Annotated in this window: 15 protein-coding genes and 1 pseudogene; 12 read left to right on the top strand and 4 right to left on the bottom strand. The window is 64.7% G+C overall.

Features of this window, described 5'->3' with window-relative positions:
* Positions 1-403: 403 nt before the first annotated feature.
* Genes BLR94_RS02930 through BLR94_RS02920 form a run of 3 tightly spaced genes read right to left on the bottom strand, consistent with a single transcriptional unit; the run spans position 404 to position 6,183 of the window.
* Positions 404-1,849, bottom strand: coding sequence for an efflux transporter outer membrane subunit (locus tag BLR94_RS02930; RefSeq protein WP_084303336.1), 1,446 nt, complete (start codon positions 1,847-1,849; stop codon positions 404-406).
* The gene (locus tag BLR94_RS02925; RefSeq protein ID WP_084303337.1) at positions 1,846-4,986 is read right to left on the bottom strand and encodes an efflux RND transporter permease subunit; all 3,141 of its coding nucleotides are present in this window, start codon (positions 4,984-4,986) and stop codon (positions 1,846-1,848) included. Before BLR94_RS02925 ends, BLR94_RS02930 begins: the two co-directional genes overlap by 4 nt.
* A 9-nt stretch (positions 4,987-4,995) precedes the next feature.
* On the bottom strand, positions 4,996-6,183 hold the full coding sequence (locus BLR94_RS02920) for an efflux RND transporter periplasmic adaptor subunit (RefSeq protein WP_084303338.1): 1,188 nt from the start codon (positions 6,181-6,183) through the stop codon (positions 4,996-4,998).
* A 164-nt stretch (positions 6,184-6,347) separates the two neighbouring features.
* Between BLR94_RS02920 and baeS the strand changes: the two genes are divergently transcribed.
* From baeS to BLR94_RS02905, 3 genes are all read left to right on the top strand, one after another.
* Positions 6,348-7,724, top strand: a complete 1,377-nt coding sequence (gene baeS, locus BLR94_RS02915; RefSeq protein ID WP_084303339.1) for a sensor histidine kinase efflux regulator BaeS — start codon at positions 6,348-6,350, stop codon at positions 7,722-7,724.
* Positions 7,721-8,404, top strand: coding sequence for a response regulator (locus BLR94_RS02910; protein ID WP_084303340.1), 684 nt, complete (start codon positions 7,721-7,723; stop codon positions 8,402-8,404). The genes baeS and BLR94_RS02910 overlap by 4 nt, the downstream gene beginning before the upstream one ends.
* Positions 8,405-8,814: 410 nt before the next feature.
* Positions 8,815-9,153 carry a hypothetical protein gene (locus tag BLR94_RS02905; protein WP_242674671.1) on the top strand — a complete coding sequence of 113 codons (339 nt, stop codon included), beginning with the start codon at positions 8,815-8,817 and terminating at the stop codon, positions 9,151-9,153.
* 5 nt (positions 9,154-9,158) lie between these two features.
* Here BLR94_RS02905 and ampC read toward each other — a convergent pair whose 3' ends face one another.
* Positions 9,159-10,304 carry a class C beta-lactamase gene (ampC, locus tag BLR94_RS02900; protein ID WP_244158057.1) on the bottom strand — a complete coding sequence of 382 codons (1,146 nt, stop codon included), beginning with the start codon at positions 10,302-10,304 and terminating at the stop codon, positions 9,159-9,161.
* 266 nt (positions 10,305-10,570) lie between these two features.
* On the opposite strand from ampC, the gene alaC reads away from it, so the two are divergent.
* The 9 genes and pseudogenes from alaC (at position 10,571) to BLR94_RS02855 (ending at position 22,461) form a co-directional block, all read left to right on the top strand.
* Positions 10,571-11,815: an alanine transaminase gene (alaC, locus tag BLR94_RS02895; protein WP_084303342.1), complete on the top strand. Its 1,245-nt coding sequence runs from the start codon at positions 10,571-10,573 to the stop codon at positions 11,813-11,815.
* A gap of 87 nt (positions 11,816-11,902) precedes the next feature.
* A pseudogene (locus tag BLR94_RS02890) lies at positions 11,903-13,349 on the top strand (sigma-54 interaction domain-containing protein).
* 253 nt (positions 13,350-13,602) lie between these two features.
* Positions 13,603-14,994 carry a GntP family permease gene (locus BLR94_RS02885; RefSeq protein WP_084303344.1) on the top strand — a complete coding sequence of 464 codons (1,392 nt, stop codon included), beginning with the start codon at positions 13,603-13,605 and terminating at the stop codon, positions 14,992-14,994.
* A gap of 55 nt (positions 14,995-15,049) precedes the next feature.
* Positions 15,050-15,820 (top strand): 3-hydroxybutyrate dehydrogenase, encoded by a 771-nt coding sequence (locus tag BLR94_RS02880; RefSeq protein ID WP_084303345.1) that lies wholly within the window; start codon positions 15,050-15,052, stop codon positions 15,818-15,820.
* 73 nt (positions 15,821-15,893) lie between these two features.
* The gene (locus tag BLR94_RS02875) at positions 15,894-17,849 is read left to right on the top strand and encodes an acetoacetate--CoA ligase (protein WP_084303346.1); all 1,956 of its coding nucleotides are present in this window, start codon (positions 15,894-15,896) and stop codon (positions 17,847-17,849) included.
* A 160-nt stretch (positions 17,850-18,009) separates the two neighbouring features.
* Entirely contained in the window at positions 18,010-18,276 is a 267-nt protein-coding gene (locus BLR94_RS02870) for a peptidylprolyl isomerase (protein WP_090423646.1), read from the top strand.
* Between the two features lie 117 nt (positions 18,277-18,393).
* Complete coding sequence (gene sseA, locus BLR94_RS02865; RefSeq protein ID WP_084303348.1) at positions 18,394-19,245, top strand: 3-mercaptopyruvate sulfurtransferase; 852 nt, start codon at positions 18,394-18,396, stop codon at positions 19,243-19,245.
* An 874-nt stretch (positions 19,246-20,119) separates the two neighbouring features.
* The gene (gene ssuD / locus BLR94_RS02860; protein WP_084303349.1) at positions 20,120-21,277 is read left to right on the top strand and encodes an FMNH2-dependent alkanesulfonate monooxygenase; all 1,158 of its coding nucleotides are present in this window, start codon (positions 20,120-20,122) and stop codon (positions 21,275-21,277) included.
* On the top strand, positions 21,274-22,461 hold the full coding sequence (locus BLR94_RS02855; RefSeq protein ID WP_084303350.1) for an acyl-CoA dehydrogenase family protein: 1,188 nt from the start codon (positions 21,274-21,276) through the stop codon (positions 22,459-22,461). The genes ssuD and BLR94_RS02855 overlap by 4 nt, the downstream gene beginning before the upstream one ends.
* The last annotated feature ends 7 nt before the right edge of the window (positions 22,462-22,468 follow it).

Genomic DNA, 22,468 nt, shown 5'->3' with positions numbered 1-22,468 from the left:
AACTCCCGACGTGTCCGCATCTTCATGACTTTCAACTCCCGTCTCCATGCATCTGTTTCAGCTTGTCGATGATCGCCTCAGATGTCGCTTCAGCGGCGCCTCGGGCATTAGGGCGAACTGGGCGGCTCGTTGGTATAGTGATCGTAGCTTTGTGCATCCGGCATGTACTTGACCGTGCCATCGCCTTTCGTCGCCAGCATAGTAGGCGGATAGGCAGAGTCAGCATGACTCTTCGCGCCGGGTCGGTAGCCGAAACCGGGGCGGCCTGAGTGGTCATTTCCATGTGCGCGCGTTTTATCTTCAGCGTCTGTCCGGATATCGGTTCGAATTTCATGGGCAACACGCACGATTCTGCCACCAGGCCCCTTCCTGACCGCATGCATCATGCCCTGCCCCTCCGTCCTCATTCGCTGGCGTCGGCTCCGCCGCCGAATACCTTGTACAGGGTCACACGGTTGCTGGCTTCGCTCAGGCGAAGGGTGATCAGATCCTGCTGCGCACTATAGAGCGTGCGTTGTGCGGTCAGGGCCTGAAGAGAGCTGTCCACGCCGTTGCGGTAGCGCGCATCGGCCAGGGTATAGCCGCGCCGGGAGGCGACGACCAGGGCACGCTGCGCATCCAGGCGCTCGTCCAGGCGGGCGCGCTCGGCCAGGACATCGGCCACTTCGCCGAAGGCGGTCTGGATCGCCTTCTCGTACTGGGCCACGGCGACATCGGCGGAGAGCTCCGCCGCGTCCAGCGAGGCCTGGAGTGCGCCGGCATGAAAGATCGGCACGCTGACGGTGGGAATGAACGACCAGGTTCGCGTGCCGGCATCGAACAGGTTCGACAGGGCGCTGCTGCCGACGCCCACCGTCGTGGTCAGCGAGATGGTTGGAAAGAAGGCCGCGCGCGCGGCGCCGATATCGGCATTGGCGGCTTTTAGCACGTACTCGGCAGACAGTACGTCGGGGCGCTGCAGCAGCACCTTCGAGGAGAGGTCGGCGGGCAGCGGAGCTAGTACCACTGCGGCTTCGGCATCGTCGGTGTCAGGCAGAAGGCTGTCGGGGACGGGGGCGCCCACGACCAGCTCGAGCGCATGGCGTGCCTGCTCCAGCGCGGTGGCGTAGGTGGCGACGTCGGCCCGCGCGCTTTCCACGCTGCCCTGGATGGAAGCCAGATCCACGCCGGAAGCCGCACCCTCGCCATGCAGGAGTTCGGTGAGCTGCAGCGTCCTGCGCTGGCTCTCCAGGGTCTGCTGCGCCAGGGCCACGCGCTGGCGGTAGGCGCCCACGCTCAGCCAGTCGCTGGCGACTTCGGCCAGCAGGCTCATGCGTGTGTTGCGCTGGGTTTCGGCAGTGGCCAGGAAGGTCTGCGCGGCCTCGTCCTGCAGACTGCGGATGCGCCCGAACAGATCCAGTTCCCAACTGCTGAAGCCGACCGTGGCCGAGGCGCTGCGACTCACCGCCGCGACTCCGCTGCTGCTGGCGGCCGCACTGCTGCGTGCGGCCGTCCGGCTGAGCGTCGCGTCCACCGACGGCAGCAGGTCGGCGCTCTGGATGCGGTACTGCGCGCGCGCCTTCTCGATGTTGAGCAGCGCCACGCGCAGGTCGCGGTTGCTCTGCAGCGCCTGGGCGATCACCTGGCGCAGGCGCTCGTCCAGAAACACCTGGCGCCAATCGAGCTCCGCAACCGGCACTCCGCCCGCACCAGCTGACAGGGCGTCGCGGAACTGCACCGGCACCGGTGCGGCGGGTTGTACGTAAGACGGCGCCATACTGGCGCAGCCGGCCAGCGCGGCGGCGCAGAGAACGGCCAACGCCAGGCGAACCGGGCGCGGGGAACGCCGGGTGACGGACGGCCTGGTCATTCATTCACCTCCGTCGGCGCAGCGGGCTGGCTCTTGCGGCCGGGAAACAGGCTGCGCACGATCACGTAGAACAGCGGCACGAAGAAGATGCCCAGCACGGTCGAGGCCAGGGTGCCACCGAACACGCCGGTACCCAGCGAGTGGCGCCCAGCGGAGCCGGCGCCGCTGCTGACCATCAGGGGCAGCACGCCGAGCAGGAAGGCCATCGAGGTCATCAGGATCGGCCGTAGGCGCAGGCGCGCAGCCTCCAGTACAGCCTCGACCAGTGGCTTGCCGCGCTCCTCCAGTTCCTTGGCGAACTCGACGATAAGGATGCCGTTCTTGGCCGCCAGACCGACCGTAGCGAGCAGGCCCACCTGGAAATACACGTCATTGCTGAGTCCGCGCAGCGAAGTCAGCAGCAGCGCGCCGCCGACACCGATAGGCACGGCCAGCATCACCGAAAACGGGATCGACCAGCTCTCGTACAGCGCCGCCAGACAGAGGAACACGAACAACAGCGACACCGCGTACAGCAAAGGAGCCTGCGCCCCGGCCTGCTGCTCCTGGAAGGACAGGCCCGACCACGCATAACCGAAGCCGCCCGGCAGTTGCTGCACCAGCCTGACTATCTCAGCCATCGCCGTGCCCGAGCTGACGCCCTGGGCCGGTTGGCCACTGATCTCCATGGCGGCGATGCCGTTGAAGCGCGCCAGCGATGCCGGAGCGTAGCTCCAGCCGCTGCTGGCGAAGGCCGAGAATGGCACCATTGCATCGTCGCTGTTGCGCACCGTCCAGCGGTAGACATCCTGCGGCAGCATCCGCGCCTGCTCCTGGCCCTGCACATAAACCTTCTTGATCCGGCCGCGGTCGACGAAGTCGTTGACGTAGGTGGCCCCGAACGCCGTGGACAGGGTGGCATTGATGTCGCTCTGGGTCAGTTTCAGCGCGCCGGCCTTGGCATCGTCGATCTTGATGTCGAAGGTCGGCGCATCCTCCAGGTTGGCATAACGCACCGCGCTCAGCGACGGCTCCTGCGCGGCCAGCGCCAGCAGCTTCTGGCGCGCGTCCACCAGGGCTTCGTGGCCGGCGCCAGCGAAATCCTGCAGCTCCAGGGTGAAGCCGGTGGCCTGGCCCAGCCCCGGAATGCCCGAGGGCGCGAAGGCGTAGATCTGCGCATCGGGAAAGCGCCCGAGCATCGCTTCGCTGATGCGCACGCCGATATCGGTGGCACTGGCCTCGCGCTCGCTCCAGTTCTTGAGCCGGATGAAGGCCATGCCGGCGTTCTGGCCGCTGGTGCCCTGGCTGAAGCCGGCGACCGCCATGACCGTCTCGACCTCCGGCTGCCCGCGCACGTAGTCCGAGACCTCGGAGATCACCTGCTGCGTCTTCTCCTTGGTCGCGCCTGGCGGCATCTTCAGTTGCACCATCAGCGTGCCTTGATCCTCCTCGGGCAGGAAAGAGGTCGGCAACTGCCAGAACTGCAGGCCCAGCACCACCAGCAGCACCAGATAGACCGCCACGCCCGCGCGGCGGTGGCCGACGACGCGCGCCACGCCGCGTTGGTAGCGCTCGGCACCCTGATCGAATCGGGTATTGAACCCTGCGAAGAAGCGACCGAGCGGCCCGCGCCGGGTAACCTGCCCGTCCTGCCCGACCGGTGTCAGCAGCGTGGCGCACAGCGCTGGCGTCAGGGTCATGGCCACGAGTACCGAAAGGATCATCGCCGAGGCGATGGTCACCGAGAACTGGCGGTAGATCACCCCGGTGGAACCACTGAAAAACGCCATGGGCAGGAACACTGCCGTCAGCACCAGGGCGATGCCGACCAGCGCGCCGGTGATCTGGCCCATCGATTTGCGCGTGGCCTCGCGCGGCGGCAGTCCTTCCTCGCGCATCACCCGCTCGACGTTCTCCACCACCACGATCGCATCGTCCACCAGCAGGCCGATCGCCAGTACCATGCCGAACATGGTCAGGGTGTTGATCGAGTAGCCCAGCAGCGCCAGCACGCCGAAGGTGCCCATCAGTACCACCGGCACGGCAATCGCCGGGATCAGCGTCACCCGCCAGTTCTGCAGGAACAGATACATGATCGCCAGCACCAGCACGACGGCTTCGACCAGGGTCTTGACCACCTCCTCGATGGAGATCTTCACGAACGGCGTGGTGCTGGAGGCCACGTGGTAGCTGATTCCCTCGGGGAAGTAGGACTGCAACTCCTGGAGCCTGGCCTCCACGGCCTCCGACACCTGCATGGCGTTGGCGCCGCTGGCCAGCTCGATGCCGATGCCCGCGGCCGGCTTGCCGTTGAACGTGCTGGTCATCGCGTAGTCCTCGCTACCCAGCTCGACGCGGGCGACGTCGGACAGGCGCACCACCGCGCCGTCGCTGTCGGACTTGACGACGATCGCCTTGAACTGCTCCGGCGTCTGCAGTCGGCTGCGCGAGCTGATGGTCGCGTTCAGCGCCTGGCCCTGCGTCGCTGGCAACGCGCCGAGCTGCCCGGAAGACACGTCGGCGTTCTGCGCCGTGATCGCGGCCGTCACGTCGGAGGGCATCAGCGAATAGGTGCGCAGTTTCTCCGGATCGAGCCAGACACGCATCGAATACTGCGAGCCCATCACCTGCACCCGGCCAACGCCGGTGACGCGGCTGATCGGATCCTGGAGGGTGGACACCATGAAGTCGGCAATGTCGGTGCCACTCAATCTGCCGTCGTCGGAGGTGAAGGCGAGCACCTCGAAGAAACTGCCGCCCACCGACTTGCTCACCGTGAGGCCCGTGCTTTTGACCACATCGGGCAGCATCGCCTCGGCCTGCTGCAACTTGTTCTGCACCTGCATCTGCGCCACGTCCGGGTCGGTGCCGGCCTTGAACGTCAGTTGCACCTGCGCGCTACCGGCCGCGTTGCTGCTGGCGGACATGTACATCAGATTGTCCAGCCCACTCATCTGCTGCTCGATGACCTGGGTGACCGAGTTCTCCACGGTCTGCGCCGAGGCACCAGTGTAGGTGGCGCGGATCGAGATCGTCGGCGGCGCGATGTTCGGGTACTGCTCCACCGCCAGGTTGAACACCGCCAGCGTACCGGCCAGGGTGATGACGATGGCGATGACCCAGGCGAAGATGGGGCGGTCGATGAAAAAGCGTGACATAGCGCCTCCTTAGCTCGGCTGATCGGTTGTCGGGAGCGGCACTCCAGTAAGATCCGGCGCCGGGGCCGCCACATCGTGCGTCTTCACTGCCTGACCCGCCTGTACCTTGCTGCCACCTTCGACCACCAGTTGCTCGCCGGGCTGCAGGCCCGCGCTGATGATCCACTGATCCTTCTGCGCATCACCGGTCTGCACCGTGCGCTCAATGAGCCTGCCGTCGTCGCCGACCAGCTTGACCGTCGCCTCGCCCCTGGTATTGCGGCCGACCGCGCTCTGCGGCACCAGGATCGCCTTGTCGTTGATCGCCACCGGCAGGATGGCGCGCACATAGGCGCCCGGCAGCAGCAGGCGATCCGGGTTGGGAATCAGCGCACGCGACACGACGTTGCCGGTGCCGGTATCCACCGAGGTGCCAACGAATTCCAGCGTGCCGCTGTGCTCGTAGAGGCTGCCATCCTCCAGCTGGATCTGCACCGGCACCTTGCCGTCCAGCGAGGTGAGCGCGCCGCTGTCGAGCTGCTTGCGCAGCGCCAGCAGCTCGGCGCTGGACTGGGTGACGTCGACGTAGATCGGGTCGAGTTGCTGGATCGTGGCCAGCGCCGTGGTCTGGCCAGCCGTCACCAGCGCGCCGGGCGTATAGACAGAGGCGCCGATGCGGCCGTCGATCGGCGCGCTGACGCGGGTGTAGTCGAGGTTGATCCTGGCCGTCTGCAGCGCGGCCTGCGCCACCATCACCGCCGCCTCGTTCTGGCGCAGCGTCGCGACGGCCTCCTCGAGATCCTGCTGGCTCACCGCGTCCAGCTTGGCCAGGTTGGCGTAGCGCTGCGCCTTGGGCCGCGCCGACAGCACCGCCGCCTGTGCCTGGGCCAAGGCACCCTTGGCATTGTCGTAGGCGGCCTGGTAGGTCGCCGGGTCGATCTGGTACAGGATCTGTCCGGCCTTCACGTCCTGGCCTTCGGTGAACAGGCGCTGCTGGATGATGCCGCCGACCTGAGGCCGCACGTCCGAGACCATGTGGGCCACCGTGCGTCCGGGCAGGGTCTGATGCATGGCCAGCCGCTGTGCACGCACCGTCCAGACTCCGACTTCCGGCGTCGATGCAACCGATACCGGTTCGGGCGAACAGGCAGCCAGCAGCAGTATCACCGGCAGAAAACACAGGTGCTTAAACAGTGGACGAGGGATCGGAAAGAGCATGCGCAATATCCTCGCAATCGCGGGAAACAGATAATGAGCGGCATGCTGGAGGAGGAATGTGCAGCGAATATGGAGTTTGCGATCCAGTCGCAACTCTTCCTTGTTCCCCGGCCTGGCAGCATGGTCGAATACGGCTTTGCGCCCCTACTCTGGCCACCCACCCTATGAAAATCGGCATTACCGCCAAACTCTTCCTCGCCGTGATCGCCTCCTGCGCCATCGTACTGCTGGTCAATGGCGTTGCGGCGCACGTCAGTTTCCAACGCGGCTTTCTCGGCTATCTCAACGAGCAGGGCATGGAGCGCATGGAGACGGTGCTGCCGCGCCTGGAAGATACCTATCGTCAGCACGGCAGTTGGGACTTCCTGCGTGGCGACCTGGAGGCCTGGTTCGCGCTGATGCGGCCCGCCCCCGATCCGGCTCGGGCGCTGACCGGCCCGCCGGTGTCCGACCAGACCGGCGCCGTGCCGCGCTTCGCGCTGCTCGACCGTACGTACGCCCGGGTCGTCGGCAACCCGGGCGCCGACCGGGAATCGCTGTTGCGGCCGGTCGTCGTCGACGGGGAAACGGTGGGCTGGATGGCGATGGTGCCGTTCCAGAAGGCCGTCGCCGCCGGCGACGTGCGCTTCTACGAAGCCCAGTTGTACACCTGGTGGCTGATCGCGGCCTTGTCGGTCGTCGTGGCGGCCCTGCTCGCCGGACTGCTGTCGCGCATGCTGCTGCGCCGCGTGCATGGCCTGGCCTCGGCAACGCACCGCCTGGCGGCCGGCGATTACGCGATACGGGTGGATGCCGGCACCCGCGACGAGCTCGGCGGGCTGGCGCGCGATTTCAACCAGTTGGCGCAGGCGCTGGAGCACAACGAGCGCACGCGGCGCCATTTCATGGCCGACATCTCGCACGAACTGCGCACCCCGCTGGCCGTGATGCGCGCCGAACTCGAAGCGGTCCAGGACGGCATCCGGCCCATGGCGCCGGCGTCGCTGCAGCCGCTGGGCCAGCAGATCCTCCAGCTCGGCAAGCTCATCGACGATCTGCACGACCTGTCGCTGACCGACGTGGCCGCCCTCACTTACCGGCATGAGCCGCTCGATCTGGCGACCCTGCTGGAGGCGATGCTGGCGACGCTGGAGCCGCGCTTCGCCGGTGCCGGGCTGCAGCTGCACCGACGCATGGCCGCTGGCGCGTACCCGGTCCACGGCGACGAACGGCGGCTGCAGCAGCTGTTCGGCAACCTGCTCGAGAACGCCCTGCGCTACACCGATCGCGGCGGCATCGTCGAAGTCGGCTGCGAACGGCGCAACGGCCGTTTCCTCGTCACCTTCGACGACAGCCCGCCGGCGGTGGACGCGGACAAGCTGCCGCGCCTGTTCGAGCGCTTCTACCGCACCGAGGCATCGCGCAACCGCGAAAGCGGCGGCAGCGGCCTCGGCCTGGCGATCTGCCGCAACATCGCGCAGGCGCACGACGGCAGCATCCGCGCCGACGCCTCGCCGCTCGGCGGCCTGCGCATCACGGTCGATCTGCCGGAGGCCGCATGATGGCCGCGCCGCCGGGTGGGCGGATTCTCATCGTGGAGGACGAGCCGCGGCTCTCGGCGGTGCTGCGCGACTACCTGCAGGCGGCCGGCTACAGTTGCCAGCAGGTCTTCGATGGCGCCGATGCCGTGCCGGCCTTCCGGCAGCGGCAGCCCGACCTGGTGATCCTCGACCTGATGCTGCCGAACCGCGACGGCATCGACATCTGCCGCGAACTGCGCACGCTGTCCGACGTGCCGGTGATCATGGTCACGGCCCGGGTCGAGGAGATCGACCGCCTGCTCGGCCTCGAACTGGGCGCCGACGACTACGTCTGCAAACCCTTCAGCCCGCGAGAAGTCGTCGCACGCGTGCACAGCGTACTGCGGCGTCACCGCCACGTGCCCGGAGCCGTCGAGTCCGCACGGGGATTATCTATCGACAATGCTGCCTGCCGAGCGTGCCTGCACGGGCACGATCTCGGGCTCACGCTGGTCGAGTTCCGCCTGCTGCGCACCCTGGCGGCGCAGCCCGGCCGGGTCTATTCACGCGATCATTTGATGAACCAACTCTACGACGATCACCGCATCATCACGGATCGAACCATCGATAGCCACGTGAAGAACCTGCGTCGCAAACTCGGCGACGTCGGGGAAGAGTGGATCAGGTCAGTCTATGGTGTCGGCTACCGTTTCGAGACATGACCGGTAAGGGTCTCGCCATGCGTGCATGGCCCAGGATCGGGACGACGGCATTGAGCAGCCCCTCATAAGGCGCCTCATGCAGGGTACAGATCGCTCAGCGTGACGACACCCAGAGTACGCCGCGAATATCGACAGCATGGCTGCCATCTACCGCTACCTGAGCTTCGACCAGATCGCCGAGTTCCGCGAAGCTGCGGCCAGCGCGAACATCCCGGTCGTTCAGGCTTAAGGCTTCACCCCCGTTGAAAGCCCCGCCTGGTGCGGTTTTTTATGGCCAGTCATCCCTGGTCGCCACCCTTGGGGCGTCGTAGAGATGCCCTGGCCGCCGCGATGAACAGCAATGCAGCCCCAGGGCCTCGAAAGAGGCACAGAAGAACCTGACGCTGGAGTTCTCCAGGCGTGCCCGAGGCGTGGCTATCTGGGCGGCGCTGGCCAGCCTGGGCCGCAATGGCCTGCGTGAGCTGATCGACCGACATATTCGCCAGGCTGGATACCTGGCCGAGGCACTACGCACAGGCGGCTATCAGGTGCTCAACCGGGTACGCCTCAATCAGGTACTGGTACGCGCCGACTCCGACGAAGAAACCGCCGCGATCCTAGAAACGGCGCAGGCGTCAGGCGAAGTCTGGTTCGGCGCGACCATCTGGCAGGGCCGCCCGGCCTTTCGCCTGAGCGTCAGTTCCTGGCGCACCACGGATGGCGATATCGAAACCCTCATCGCCCTCCTGTTGCGCCTGAAAAATGCCTGAGTGGGTCACCTGGCTTCGTCGTTCAGCACCTGCTGGAGCAGTGTGAAGGCCGCATCGACACGGGCGTCGAGGGGCACGTTGCGGTTGGCCAGCAGGACCAGGCCAATCTGCTCATCGGGGATGAAGGCGATATAGCCGCCGAAGCCATTGGTCGAGCCGGTCTTGCTGAACAGTACGCCCTGCTCGGAGGTGTCCCTGGCGCTCAAGCGGCTGGCCGGCTGAGTTTCCAGGGCCAGGGCCGGTGCGTTGCCGGCCAGCATCGCCTCGCGGGAAAGCGGCCAGGGATAGCGCTCCCAGATCATCGCCTGGGTGAACTCGGCTGTTCGAGTGACGCCCTGGTGCGTCGTGGCGATGGCGGCGGAAAGCGCTTCGGGCACCGCCACCGCGCCCAGGTTGATGTCGACGAAACGCAGCATGTCGCCGATATCCGACTTCAAGCCATAGGCTTCGGCATCGAGCATGCCCGGGTTGACGCGGATCGCCGCGTTGTTATCACGGGCGTAACCATAGGCATAACGGCTCATCTGCGCGGCGGGCACTTCCACGTAGGTATGCCGAAGCGCCAGAGGCTGCAGCACATGGTCGTGAAGCGCCTTGGCATAGGGCTGCCCGAATACCTGAGCCGAGATCCGCCCGAGCATGCCGATGCCTACGTTGGAGTAGGAGCGCTCATGACCACTGCCTGCGACCGGCTGCCAGTGTTTCAGCCAGGTCATCAGGCTGGCATCGTCCCTGGCCGCGTCCGGCGGCTGCAATGGCAGGCCGCTGCTCTGGTGGCTGGCGAGATCCATGAGGCTCAACGCGCCGAAGGGGCGCTTGTCCAGCTCGGGGATATGCGCGGCCACCCTATCATCGAGCGACAACAGTGAACGTTCCTGCGCAAGCGCCGCCAGGGTGGCGTTGAAGGTCTTGCTCATCGAGCCCAGCTCGAACAGCGTGGCTGGCGACACGGCAATGCCTGTCGTTCGATCCGCCATGCCCTGGGTGTACAGGTAGTGCTTGCCCTTCCAGGTCACGCCAAGAGCGAGGCCGGGAACATCGTACCTGGCCGTCAAGGTGGCGAATATTTCAGCGGTCCTGGCCTGAAATGCCTGCTCGGACATGGCAACGGCCGGAAGCGACGCGGCCAGGCTGGCAGAGAGCAGGACCATGACGATATATCCGTGATTCATCTCGGTGACGACCCTCTATTTATTGTGATGTCATGCCGGCGTCCCTCTCTCGGAGGCGGCATCGGGATCCGAATCGCGGCCAAGGATAGCCTTTCACAGCTGCCAGGGGCGACTGGCGCAAAGCGGGGATTCTTCCAACACAGCCTATCGACAAAGCCGGCGTCCGGGATTATCGTCCGCCCAGGCCACCGCAGTGGTCTACGTCGCTCGGACGGTTCCGGGCGCTTACGTTCTTCGAGGAAAGCATGGCTGACCAGGCTCCGCGCCGCTTTGCGCGCATCGATCGTCTCCCCCCTTACGTTTTCAACATCACCGCTGAACTGAAGATGGCCGCTCGCCGCCGTGGCGAGGACATCATCGACCTGAGCATGGGCAACCCCGATGGCGCGACGCCGCCGCATATCGTGGAAAAGCTGGTGCAGGTCGCTCAGCGTGACGACACCCATGGTTACTCCACGTCCCGCGGTATCCCGCGCCTACGCCGGGCGATCTCGCGCTGGTACCAGGATCGCTATCAGGTCGACATCGACCCGGAAAGCGAAGCCATCGTCACCATCGGTTCCAAGGAAGGCCTGGCGCACCTGATGCTGGCCACCCTGGACCATGGCGATACCGTGCTGGTGCCCAACCCCAGCTACCCGATTCATATCTACGGTGCGGTGATCGCCGGCGCCCAGGTGCGCTCGGTGCCGCTGGTGCCTGGCGTGGACTTCTTCATCGAGCTGGAGCGGGCGATCCGCGAGAGCATTCCCAAGCCGAAGATGATGATCCTGGGCTTCCCTTCCAACCCCACCGCCCAGTGCGTGGAGCTGGATTTCTTCGAGCGCGTGGTGGCCCTGGCCAAGCAGTACAACGTGCTGGTGATCCACGACCTGGCGTATGCCGACATCGTCTACGACGGCTGGAAAGCCCCGTCGATCATGCAGGTGCCGGGCGCCAAGGACATCGCCGTGGAGTTCTTCACCCTGTCCAAGAGCTACAACATGGCGGGCTGGCGGATCGGCTTCATGGTCGGCAACCCGGAGCTGGTCAACGCCTTGGGGCGGATCAAGAGCTACCACGACTACGGCACCTTCACGCCGCTGCAGGTGGCGGCCATTGCCGCACTCGAAGGCGACCAGCAGTGCGTGCGCGACATCGCCGAACAGTATCGCCAGCGCCGCAACGTGCTGGTCAAGGGCCTGCACGAACTGGGCTGGATGGTCGAGAACCCCAAGGCTTCGATGTACGTATGGGCGAAGATTCCCGACGCTTACGCCCACCTCGGTTCTCTGGAGTTCGCCAAGAAGCTGCTGGCCGAGGCCAAGGTCTGCGTGTCGCCGGGCATCGGTTTCGGCGATTACGGCGACGATCACGTGCGCTTCGCACTGATCGAAAATCAGGATCGTATCCGCCAGGCCGTACGCGGCATCAAGTCCATGTTCCGGGCCGACGGGCTGATCGAAGCGACACCCGCGAAGGCTCCGCGCAAGGCAGCTGACGCGTCCTGAGTGAAGTGGCGTGGCACGCGCCCGCGTGCCACGCCCGCCCGTCCATGCGAACAACTGGTTTATGATCGGCGCTCTGCATTCGCCACGATGAGCGCCATGAACGACCTCGGCAATTACCCCTATGTCCGCCAGTTGGCCATCCACTCGCTGTTCGAGATCTTCGAGCAGTCCAGCGAAGGCACCATCATCGTCGACCGTGAGGCGCGCATCGTGTGGATCAACGAGCGCTACGCCCAGCGCTTCGGTCTCGGGCATGCCAGCGAAGCCATCGGCAGGCCCTGCGAAAGCGTGATTCCCGGCAGCCTGCTGCGTGATGTGGTGAAGAGCGGCCGGCCGATCCTGCTGGACATGATGGACACCCCCCGGGAACCGCTGGTGGTCATGCGACTGCCCATCCACGACGATGCCGGCGAGGTGATCGGCGCCATCGGCTTCGCGCTGTTCGACGAGTTGCAATCGCTGTCACCGTTACTGGCCCGCTACCAGGCGATGCAGCAGGAGCTGGCCTCCACGCGCTCGCAACTCAAGTCCCGCCAGGCCAAGTACAGCTTCGCCCATTTCATCGGCACCAGCGCCCGCAGCCTGGAGGTCAAGCGCCTGGCCCGACGCAGTGCGACCAGCGACTCGGCGGTATTGCTGCTGGGCGAAACCGGCACCGGCAAGGAGCTGCTGGCTCACGCCATTCACAATGCGTCGCCTAGGGCCAGCAAACCCTTCGTCAGCCTGAACACGGCGGCGATCCCGGAAGCCCTGCTCGAAGCCGAGTTCTTCGGCACCGCCCCGGGCGCATTCACCGGCGCCGACCGCAAAGGGCGGGCTGGCAAGCTGCAGATCGCCCACGGCGGCACGCTGTTTCTCGACGAGATCGGCGATATGCCGCTACCGCTGCAGAGCAAATTGCTACGCGTGCTGCAGGAGAAGGAGTTCGAGCCGGTGGGCTCCAACGAGGTGCTGCGCAGCGATGTCCGGCTGATCGCCGCCACTTCCATCGATCTGGAAGCCGCGGTGCGGCGCGGCACGTTCCGCGCCGACCTGTACTACCGGCTCAACGTGCTGACCATCGCCGTGCCACCGTTGCGCGAGCGGCTGGAAGATCTGCCGGCGCTCTGCGAAGCGATCTTCGATGCGCTGCAGGGACGCCACGAACTGCACCCCGAGGCCATGGCACTGCTCTCTCGCCATGCCTGGCCCGGCAACGTTCGTGAGCTGCACAACGTGCTGGAGCGCGCCTGCCTGCTCAGCGATGAAACACTGCTCGATCGCGCTGCCGTGGCGGCGGCAATCGGCACGCTGCAAGCGTTGCCCGAAGTACATGATGGGCCTGCCGATGACGCTCGGATCGAAGACTTCCACCAAGCCCGGGCCAGCTTCGAGCGCGAGCTGATTGGCAAGGCGCTGGCCGCCACTGCCGGAGATGTGCCCCAGGCTGCGCAGCGCCTGGGCCTGGGCCGCTCCACCCTGTACCGGAAGATGCTCGAACTGGGCCTTTCGTCCTGATTTCGGGACTCGTCCCGATTTCGAGACAAGCGCCTGAATCAAGCCAAGAAGGCACAACGCCTGGTTTTCGTCCCGGAAACGGGACTGACAGCAGGCATCGCACCCTAGCAAAAAATAAAGTCATTGAAATTCAACAGCTTATAAACCTGGCATAGAACTCGCTATGGAACCAGGCGCGGGCCTACCCGCCGCCGACAATAAAAACAAAAGCGCCCACAGCGCCTGTGCGAGTTACTCGAAGGCTACGGCAGCCTCTCGATTCGCCGTGCTGCAGGGTCAGGAGATAGTCGATGAGTGTCATCATCGCCCTCGCTGCACTGGCTCTACTGATGCTGGCCGCCTACCGTGGCTACAGCGTCATCCTCTTCGCTCCCATCGCCGCCCTCGGTGCCGTTCTGCTCACCGATCCCAGCGCCGTGGCGCCCGCGTTCACCGGGGTGTTCATGGAGAAGATGGTTGGCTTCATCAAACTCTACTTTCCGGTGTTCCTGCTCGGTGCCGTGTTCGGCAAGCTGATCGAGCTGTCCGGGTTCTCGCGCTCCATCGTGGCTGCCGCCATCCGTCTGTTCGGTACTGGCCAGGCAATGCTGGTGATCGTGCTGGTCTGCGCCCTGCTCACTTACGGCGGCGTTTCGCTGTTCGTGGTGGTGTTCGCGGTCTACCCGTTCGCCGCCGAGATGTTTCGCCAGAGCAACATTCCCAAGCGGCTGATTCCCGCGACCATCGCCCTAGGCGCATTCAGCTTCACCATGGACGCCCTGCCCGGCACCCCGCAGATCCAGAACATCATTCCCACCACCTTCTTCAATACCACCGCCTGGGCCGCACCCTGGCTGGGGCTGATCGGCAGCCTGTTCGTGCTCGGTGTCGGCATGCTCTATCTGCGTCGGCAACTGGGCAAGGCCCTGCGCGCTGGCGAGGGTTATGGCACGGAGCTGCGCAACGAGCCGGAAACCCCGGACGACATCAAGCTGCCCAGCCCGTGGCTGGCCATCGCGCCGCTGATTCTGGTGGGCGTGGCCAACCTGCTGTTCACCCACTGGATTCCCGAGTTCTATGGCAAGACCCACAGCCTGCAACTGGCCGGAATGGCGGCTCCGCTACAGACCGATGTCAGCAAGCTGACCGCCATCTGGGCGGTGCAGGCGGCGTTGCTGCTGGGCATTGTGTTGGTGCTGATCAGCGCCTTCGGGGTCATTCGCGAGAAACTCGCCGAAGGCACCAAGAGCGCGGTGAGTGGCTCGCTGCTGGCCGCGATGAACACCGCCTCGGAGTACGGTTTCGGTGCGGTGATCGCGTCGCTGCCGGGCTTCCTGATCCTCGCCGACGCCCTCAAGGGCATTCCGGATCCGCTGGTCAACGAAGCGGTGACCGTCACCCTGCTGGCCGGCATCACCGGATCGGCGTCAGGTGGCATGAGCATCGCCCTGGCGGCCATGTCCGACAGTTTCATCGCCGCGGCCAACGCCGCCAACATCCCGCTGGACGTCATGCACCGTGTCGCCTCCATGGCCAGCGGCGGCATGGACACCCTGCCCCACAACGGCGCGGTCATCACACTGCTGGCGGTGACCGGGCTGACTCACCGCGAAGCCTACAAGGACATTTTCGGTATCACCATCATCAAGACCCTGGCGGTGTTTTTCGTGATCGGCGTCTTCTACAGCACCGGCATCGTCTAATTTTATGAAGCGAGCGGCCTGTGGTATCGGGCCGCTCGCACGCAAGGAGTCCAGCATGAATCTGAAAGGCAAGACTGCACTGGTCACCGGTTCCACCAGCGGCATAGGCCTGGGTATCGCCCTGGTATTGGCTGAAGCCGGCGCCGATCTGGTACTCAACGGCTTCGGCGATGCCCAGGCGGCCATCGATGCCGTGGCGGCGTTCGGCGGCAAGGTCGGCCACCACTCGGCGGACGTGTCAGATCCGCAGCAGATCGAGGCGATGATCGCCTACACCGAGCAGGCGTTCGGCGCGGTCGATATCCTGGTCAATAACGCCGGCATCCAGCACGTGGCGCCGGTGGAAACCTTCGCCCCGGAACGCTGGGACGCGATCATCGCCATCAATCTGTCGTCGGCCTTCCACACCACCCGGCTGACCCTGCCCAGCATGCGTCAGCGCAACTGGGGACGCATCATCAATATCGCCTCGGCTCACGGGTTGGCGGCTTCACCTGGCAAGAGCGCCTATGTGGCAGCCAAGCACGGGCTGATCGGTCTGAGCAAATCCGTGGCGCTGGAAACCGCCACTACCGGTGTCACCTGCAACGCCATCTGCCCAGGCTGGGTACTGACGCCCCTGGTACAGGCACAGATCGATGCCCGCGCGGCCGAGAGCGGCGACAGCGAAGGCGAACGGCGTAACCTGCTCGCAGAGAAACAGCCGTCGCTGGAGTTCGTGACGCCCAGACAGCTCGGTGAGTTGGCGCTCTTCCTGTGCAGCGATGCCGCTGCCCAGGTACGCGGCGCGGCCTGGAACATGGATGGTGGCTGGCTGGCACAATGACTGAAAACGGGTAGTGTCTGAACGGCCCACCTGCCAATAAAAAGCACGAATAAAAAAGTGATGAGGTAACCCAATGCAGCAACCGCTCTGGACGCCCATGGCCGAACGCATCAGTGCCACACGCATGGATGCCTTCCGCCGCTTCGTCAACAGTCGCCACGGCCTGGATCTGGCCGACTACCCGGCGCTGCACGCCTGGAGCGTGAGCGAGCGCGAAGCGTTCTGGCAAGCCATCGTCGATGTCTTCGACATTCGCTTCAGCCATCCACCCCAGGCGGTACTCGAAGAAGGCGCGGCCATGCCCAGCGCCCACTGGTTTCCAGGTGCCACCCTGAATTTCGCCGAGCACCTGCTGCGCCGCCGCGACGAGCATCCTGCCATCGTCGCAGTAGCCGAAGACGGCAGCCGCGAACAGCTCAGCCATGCGCAACTGGCCGCACACGTCGCCGGCCTGCAACGCAGCCTGCAGGCCGCCGGCGTAGGCATTGGCGACCGGGTCGCGGCCTTTATGCCCAATACCTGGCAGACCCTGGTCGGCATGCTTGCCACCGCCAGCCTGGGGGCCACCTGGTCGAGTTGCTCTCCGGACTTCGGTACCCAGGGGGTGATCGACCGCTTCGGCCAGATCGAGCCCAAGGTACTGATCGCCTGTGCCGGTTATCGCTACGCTGGCAAGACGCTGGACCTGACCGGCAAGCTCAACGAAATCCTTTCGCAGCTCCCCACCCTGCAGCAGTTGGTGATCGTGCCCTACGCCAACCCGGACACCCGGCCGGGCGACTTCCAGACCCAGGCCAACGTCGAGCGCTGGGAGGACTTCTATCGCGCCGAGGGCGAGCCGCAGTTCACCCCCGTGCCCTTCGAGCACCCGCTGTACATCCTCTACTCCAGCGGCACCACCGGGGTACCCAAATGTATCGTCCATGGTGCCGGTGGCACCCTGCTGCAGCACGTCAAGGAACTGGGCCTGCACAGCGACCTGACGGCGGACGACACGTTGTTCTACTACACCACCTGCGGCTGGATGATGTGGAACTGGCTGGTCTCCGGCCTGGCGCTGGGTGCCACCCTGGTGCTGTATGACGGCTCGCCGTTCCACCCGGATGCCAACCGCCTGATCGACCTGATCGACGCCGAGAACATCAGCATTTTCGGTACCAGCGCCAAGTTCATCGCGGCCCTGGAAAAGGCCGGCGCCAAGCCGCGCGAAAGCCATCGTTTGCAGCGCCTGAAGGCGATTCTCTCCACCGGCTCGCCATTGGCCCACGAGAGCTTCGACTACGTGTACCGCGACATCAAGGCCGATGTCTGCCTGTCGTCCATCTCCGGCGGCACCGATATCGTTTCCTGCTTCGCCCTGGGCAATCCGGTTTCGCCGGTGTACCGCGGCGAGATCCAGTGCAAGGGCCTGGGCATGGACGTGCAGATCTGGAACGATGACGGCAAGGCGGTGACGGGCGAAAAAGGTGAGCTGGTTTGCGCCCGCCATTTCCCTTCCATGCCCGTGGGCTTCTGGAACGACGCCGACGGCGAGAAATTCCGCAGCGCCTATTTCGACACCTTCCCCGGCATCTGGGCTCATGGCGACTACGCCGAGCAGACGCTGCATGGCGGGCTGATCATTCATGGTCGCTCGGACGCCGTGCTCAACCCTGGCGGCGTACGGATCGGCACCGCCGAGATCTACCGCCAGGTGGAAAAAGTCGAGCAGGTACTGGAGTCCATCGCCATCGGCCAGCAATGGGATGGCGACGTGCGCGTGGTGCTGTTCGTGCGCCTGCGTGAAGGCGTGAAGCTCGACGAAGCGCTGGAGAAACAGATCTGCCAGGTGATCCGCGCCAACACCACACCGCGCCACGTACCCGCACGGATCGTCGCGGTGGCGGACATTCCGCGCACCATCAGCGGCAAGATCGTCGAGCTGGCGGTGCGCAACGTGGTGCACGGCCAGCCGGTGAAGAACACCGACGCGTTGGCCAACCCCCAGGCCCTCGATCTGTTTCGGGATCTGCCGCAACTGCGGAACTGATGCCGGTTGGCGCCCTCGCGACAGGGCGCGATTACGGCCGATTGCTGGCTTTGCCATGGATCGGGCAGCCCCGGGTCGGTGATAATCGCCGGCGTGCAGGATTCCCCGCACGCCACTTTCCTGTTTCTTACCGACGAGGTTCACCACCGTGGCAAAAGCGATGGCCCGCCATATCCTGGTCAAGAGCGAAGACGAGGCCAAGGCACTGAAAAAACGCATTGCCGCGGGGGAGGCGTTCGATGTCCTGGCGCGCAAGCACTCCACCTGCCCGTCCGGAAAGAAGGGCGGTGATCTCGGCGAAGTGCGCCCGGGCCAGATGGTACGCGTGATCGACCAGGTGATCTTCAAGAAGCCACTGCGCGAAGTGCATGGCCCGATCAAGAGCCAGTTCGGCTATCACCTGGTACAGGTGTTCTACCGCGACTGACGTGCCCATCTATGCATAGGTGAAAACGGTCTAGCCGCAAATCGTCGCGACGGGATGCCGCCTGCCGGCCAAGCTGGCAGGATGTCAGGCAAACCGCTCAACGAAGGAGATGCAAGGATGAGTTTTGGTCCCCTGGTCAGCAGCGAATGGCTCGCCCGCGAGGGCAGCGCTGCAGACGTGGTGCTGTTCGATGCCAGCACCTACCTGCCCAACGAGGCGAAGAACGGTCGCGAGGAATACCTCAAGGCCCATATCCCCGGCGCACGCTTCTTCGATATAGACGCCTTTTCCGACCCTGACACACCGCTGCCCCACACCGTGCCATCCCAGGGGCGTTTCGCCCGCCTGATCGGCGCCCAGGGCGTCGACAATCACAGTCGTGTGGTGGTTTACGACCAGCGGGGGCTGTTCTCCGCCGCGCGCGCCTGGTGGCTGTTTCGCTATTTCGGCCACGAGCATGTCGCCGTGCTCGATGGCGGGTTGCCCAAATGGCTGACCGAAGGCCGCCCTAGCGAAACCGGTGAACCCGTCGCCGCCGCCCTGCGAACCTTCCAGACCAACGTGCATACACGCAGGCTCAAGGGCCTGGGCGATGTGCGTGAAGCCATCGAGAATCAGGACACCCTGATCCTCGATGCCCGTGCCGCCAACCGCTTCGATGGCAGTAGCGCGGAAGCACGCCCAGGGGTTGCCTCGGGCCATATCCCCGGCAGCCACAACCTGCCCTACAGCCGCCTGCTGCGCAGTGACCAGACCCTGCAGCCAGCCGATGCGCTGCGTGACTTGTTCGCCGAGGCTGGCGTCGACGGCAAACGATCAGTGATCACCAGTTGCGGCAGCGGCGTCACGGCTGCCGTACTGTTGCTGGGCCTGGAAGTGGCCGGCCTGCCCGAGGCCGCGCTGTATGACGGCTCCTGGACAGAATGGGGCGGCCGTCCGGACACGCCCAAGGCGACGGGGGTGGTTTGACAAGCCTGACGGCATCCCTTCGGGGCGGATCCCGCCGCCCCGACGTAGCACACCGGGCGCCGGGCGTGCGAAGAGCGGCGCACGGCATCAAACAATCTGGCAATCAATTTAATAAAACCCATTAAGTCATTGATAATAAATGGATTTATTTTTAGACACATGAAGACGCCCCCCGGACGTTGATAGCTGTCGCCATCGCGACGGGGCATCTGAAGCCCAGCGCTGTTGCATGACAGACACTTTGGCGGCACAACCCTCGAACAGGCCGCCATGTAGAGAGAAAATCCGTAAAAAGCGTTTTGGCCTCATTGGTCACAAGCAGCCTAGCGGTTACCGAGCCTGATACCTGATCACGTGCAAAGCAGGAACATGATCGATAAATCACATTATATATAACCAATAAAATCATGATATTTATAGATTTTTATCTAAATCTTCAGAAACGGGATTAACAACAAAAAATCAAATATGGATATATCTATATCCATTCAAATTCTTTTGAAGAATAAGCCGTTGCTCGTATAACCCTGATGACCAGGACGCGAAACGAGCACCCCATGCCCCGCACCATGCAACCCTCCTCTGTATCCGCGCTGTACGCCCAACAACTGTTTGCTCAGCAACAGCTGCACAACACTAGGTTCGGCGGAGCAACAGCTGGTCCTTCACCAGGCGCCGCGAGGCCGCGAAATCCGCAGCTACGGGTGCTTGGTACAGCTCTTGCTGCATGCCCGTGCCGCCCTGCTCACGGGGCTCTGCCACAGGACGCGAACATGATTGCTCGCCGCAACGCATCTACACCCCAACTGAGACCGTCAGCGGTCTCGATCCATGCAGGCCGGCTACAGGCCCGCAACGAGCGGGAGGCTGCCCTATGAATGTCTTCTGGTTCCTGCCGACCCATGGCGATGGCCACTTTCTCGGTACCAGTCAGGGCGCACGCCCGGTAAGCCTCAACTACCTCAAGCAGATCGCCCAGGCCGCGGACGGCCTGGGCTATTACGGCGTGCTGATTCCAACCGGCCGCTCCTGCGAAGACTCGTGGGTCGTCGCCTCGGCCCTGGCGCCCATGACGGAGCGCCTGCGTTATCTGGTCGCCATCCGCCCCGGAATCATCTCGCCGACCGTCTCGGCACGCATGACCGCGACCCTCGATCGCTTGTCGGGCGGACGCCTGCTGATCAATGTCGTCACCGGCGGCGACCCGGACGAGAATCGCGGCGACGGCATTCACCTCAGCCATGCCGAGCGCTACGAAGTCACCGACGAATTCCTGCGCATCTGGCGTCGTGTCCTGCAAGGAGAAGCCGTGGATTTCGACGGCAAGCACCTCAAGGTCGACAATGCCAAGGCTCTCTACCCACCGCTGCAGCGCCCCTACCCGCCGCTGTACTTCGGCGGCTCATCGGAGGCTGCTCATGAACTCGCTGCCGAGCAGTTGGACGTCTACCTGACCTGGGGCGAACCGCCGGCCGCAGTGGCAGAGAAAATCGCCGACGTGCGCGCCCGCGCCGCCAAACATGGCCGTACCCTGAAATTCGGCATTCGCCTGCACGTGATCGTCCGGGAAACGGCGGAACAAGCCTGGGCAGCGGCAGATCGTTTGATCGAGCACATCTCGGACGAAACCATCGAGGCCGCGCAGAAGTCCTTCTCGCGTTTCGACTCCGAAGGCCAACGGCGCATGGCCGCCCTGCATGGCGGCCGCCGCGACGGCCTGGAAATCGCCCCCAACCTGTGGGCCGGCGTCGGCCTGGTGCGCGGCGGGGCCGGCACCGCGCTGGTCGGTGACCCGCAGCAGGTGGCGGCTCGCATCAAGGAGTACGCCGACCTGGGCATCGACAGCTTCATTTTCTCGGGCTACCCCCACCTCGAGGAAGCCTACCGTTTCGCCGAGCTGGTCTTCCCGCTTCTGCCCGAACCCTACGCCAGCCTGGCCGGGCGCGGCATCACCAACCTCACAGGCCCATTCGGCGAAATGATCGCCAACGACGTGCTGCCCACTACCCAGACCGCGAGGACACACGCGTGAGCGCCCATCAGAAAGCCGCAGTTCTCAGCCCGCTGCAAACCGCGCGAAAGCTGGCCGCCGACTTTGCCGAAAGCGCTGTCGAGCGCGACGAAGCGGGCGGCACGCCAAAAGCCGAACGCGATGCCATCCGCCAGAGCGGTCTGCTCGCGCTCAGCATCCCCACTCAGTTCGGCGGCCTGGGTGCCAGCTGGACCGAGACCCTGGGGGTGGTGCGTGAATTCGCCAAGGTCGACAGTTCCATCGCCCATGTGTTCGGCTTCCAGCACCTGATGCTGGCCACCGTGCGCCTGTTCTCGCGGCCGGAGCAATGGCAACCCTGGTACGAGCAGACGGCACGCAAGAACTGGTTCTGGGGCAACGCCCTGAACCCGCTTGACACCCGAACCATCGTCAAGAAGTTCGACGGCTGGCGCGAGTTCTCCGGCAAGAAGAGCTTCTGCTCGGGCGCCACCGACTCGGAGATGCTGATCGCCTCGGCCGTCGACGAGAGTGCCGGGGGCAAGTTGCTGATCGCCGCGATCCCCAGTGGCCGTACCGGTATCACCCTGCATGACGACTGGAACAACATGGGCCAGCGACAGACCGACAGCGGCAGCGCGACCTTCGAGCGGGTGCGTGTCGAGGAAGAGGAGTTGCTCCTCGACCCCGGCCCGCTGAGTACACCGTTCGCCTGTCTCCGGCCACTGATCGCGCAATTGCACTTCTCGCACATCTTTCTCGGCATCGCCGAAGGTGCTCTGGAGGACGCACGCCACTACACCCTCAAGGAGGGTCGCCCGTGGTTCAGATCCAAGGCCCAGCACACCAGCGAGGACCCGTACATCCTGCGCCACTACGGTGAATTCTGGGTTGGCCTGGAAGGTGTACGCCTGCTGGTCGAACGTGCCGCCACGCAGCTCGACGAGGCCTGGAACAAGGAACATGCGCTAAGCGCCGAAGAACGCGCCCGCCTGGCCATTTCCATCTCCACCGCCAAGGTGGCCGCCAGCCGTACCGGCCTGGATATCTGCAACCGCCTGTTCGAAGTCACCGGCGCTCGCGCCACCCATGCCTCGCTGCGCCTCGATAGACACTGGCGCAACCTGCGCACGCAAACCCTGCACGACCCCGTGGACTACAAGATCCAGGAACTGGGCGACTGGGCTCTCAACCAGACACGCCCCACGCCAACCTTCTACTCATAGGGATAAC

This window comes from Phytopseudomonas flavescens (genome assembly GCF_900100535.1).
GTDB lineage: Bacteria > Pseudomonadota > Gammaproteobacteria > Pseudomonadales > Pseudomonadaceae > Aquipseudomonas > Aquipseudomonas flavescens.
The sequence above is the reverse complement of the archived record's forward strand: the minus strand, read 5'-3'. Positions and strand labels throughout refer to the sequence as shown.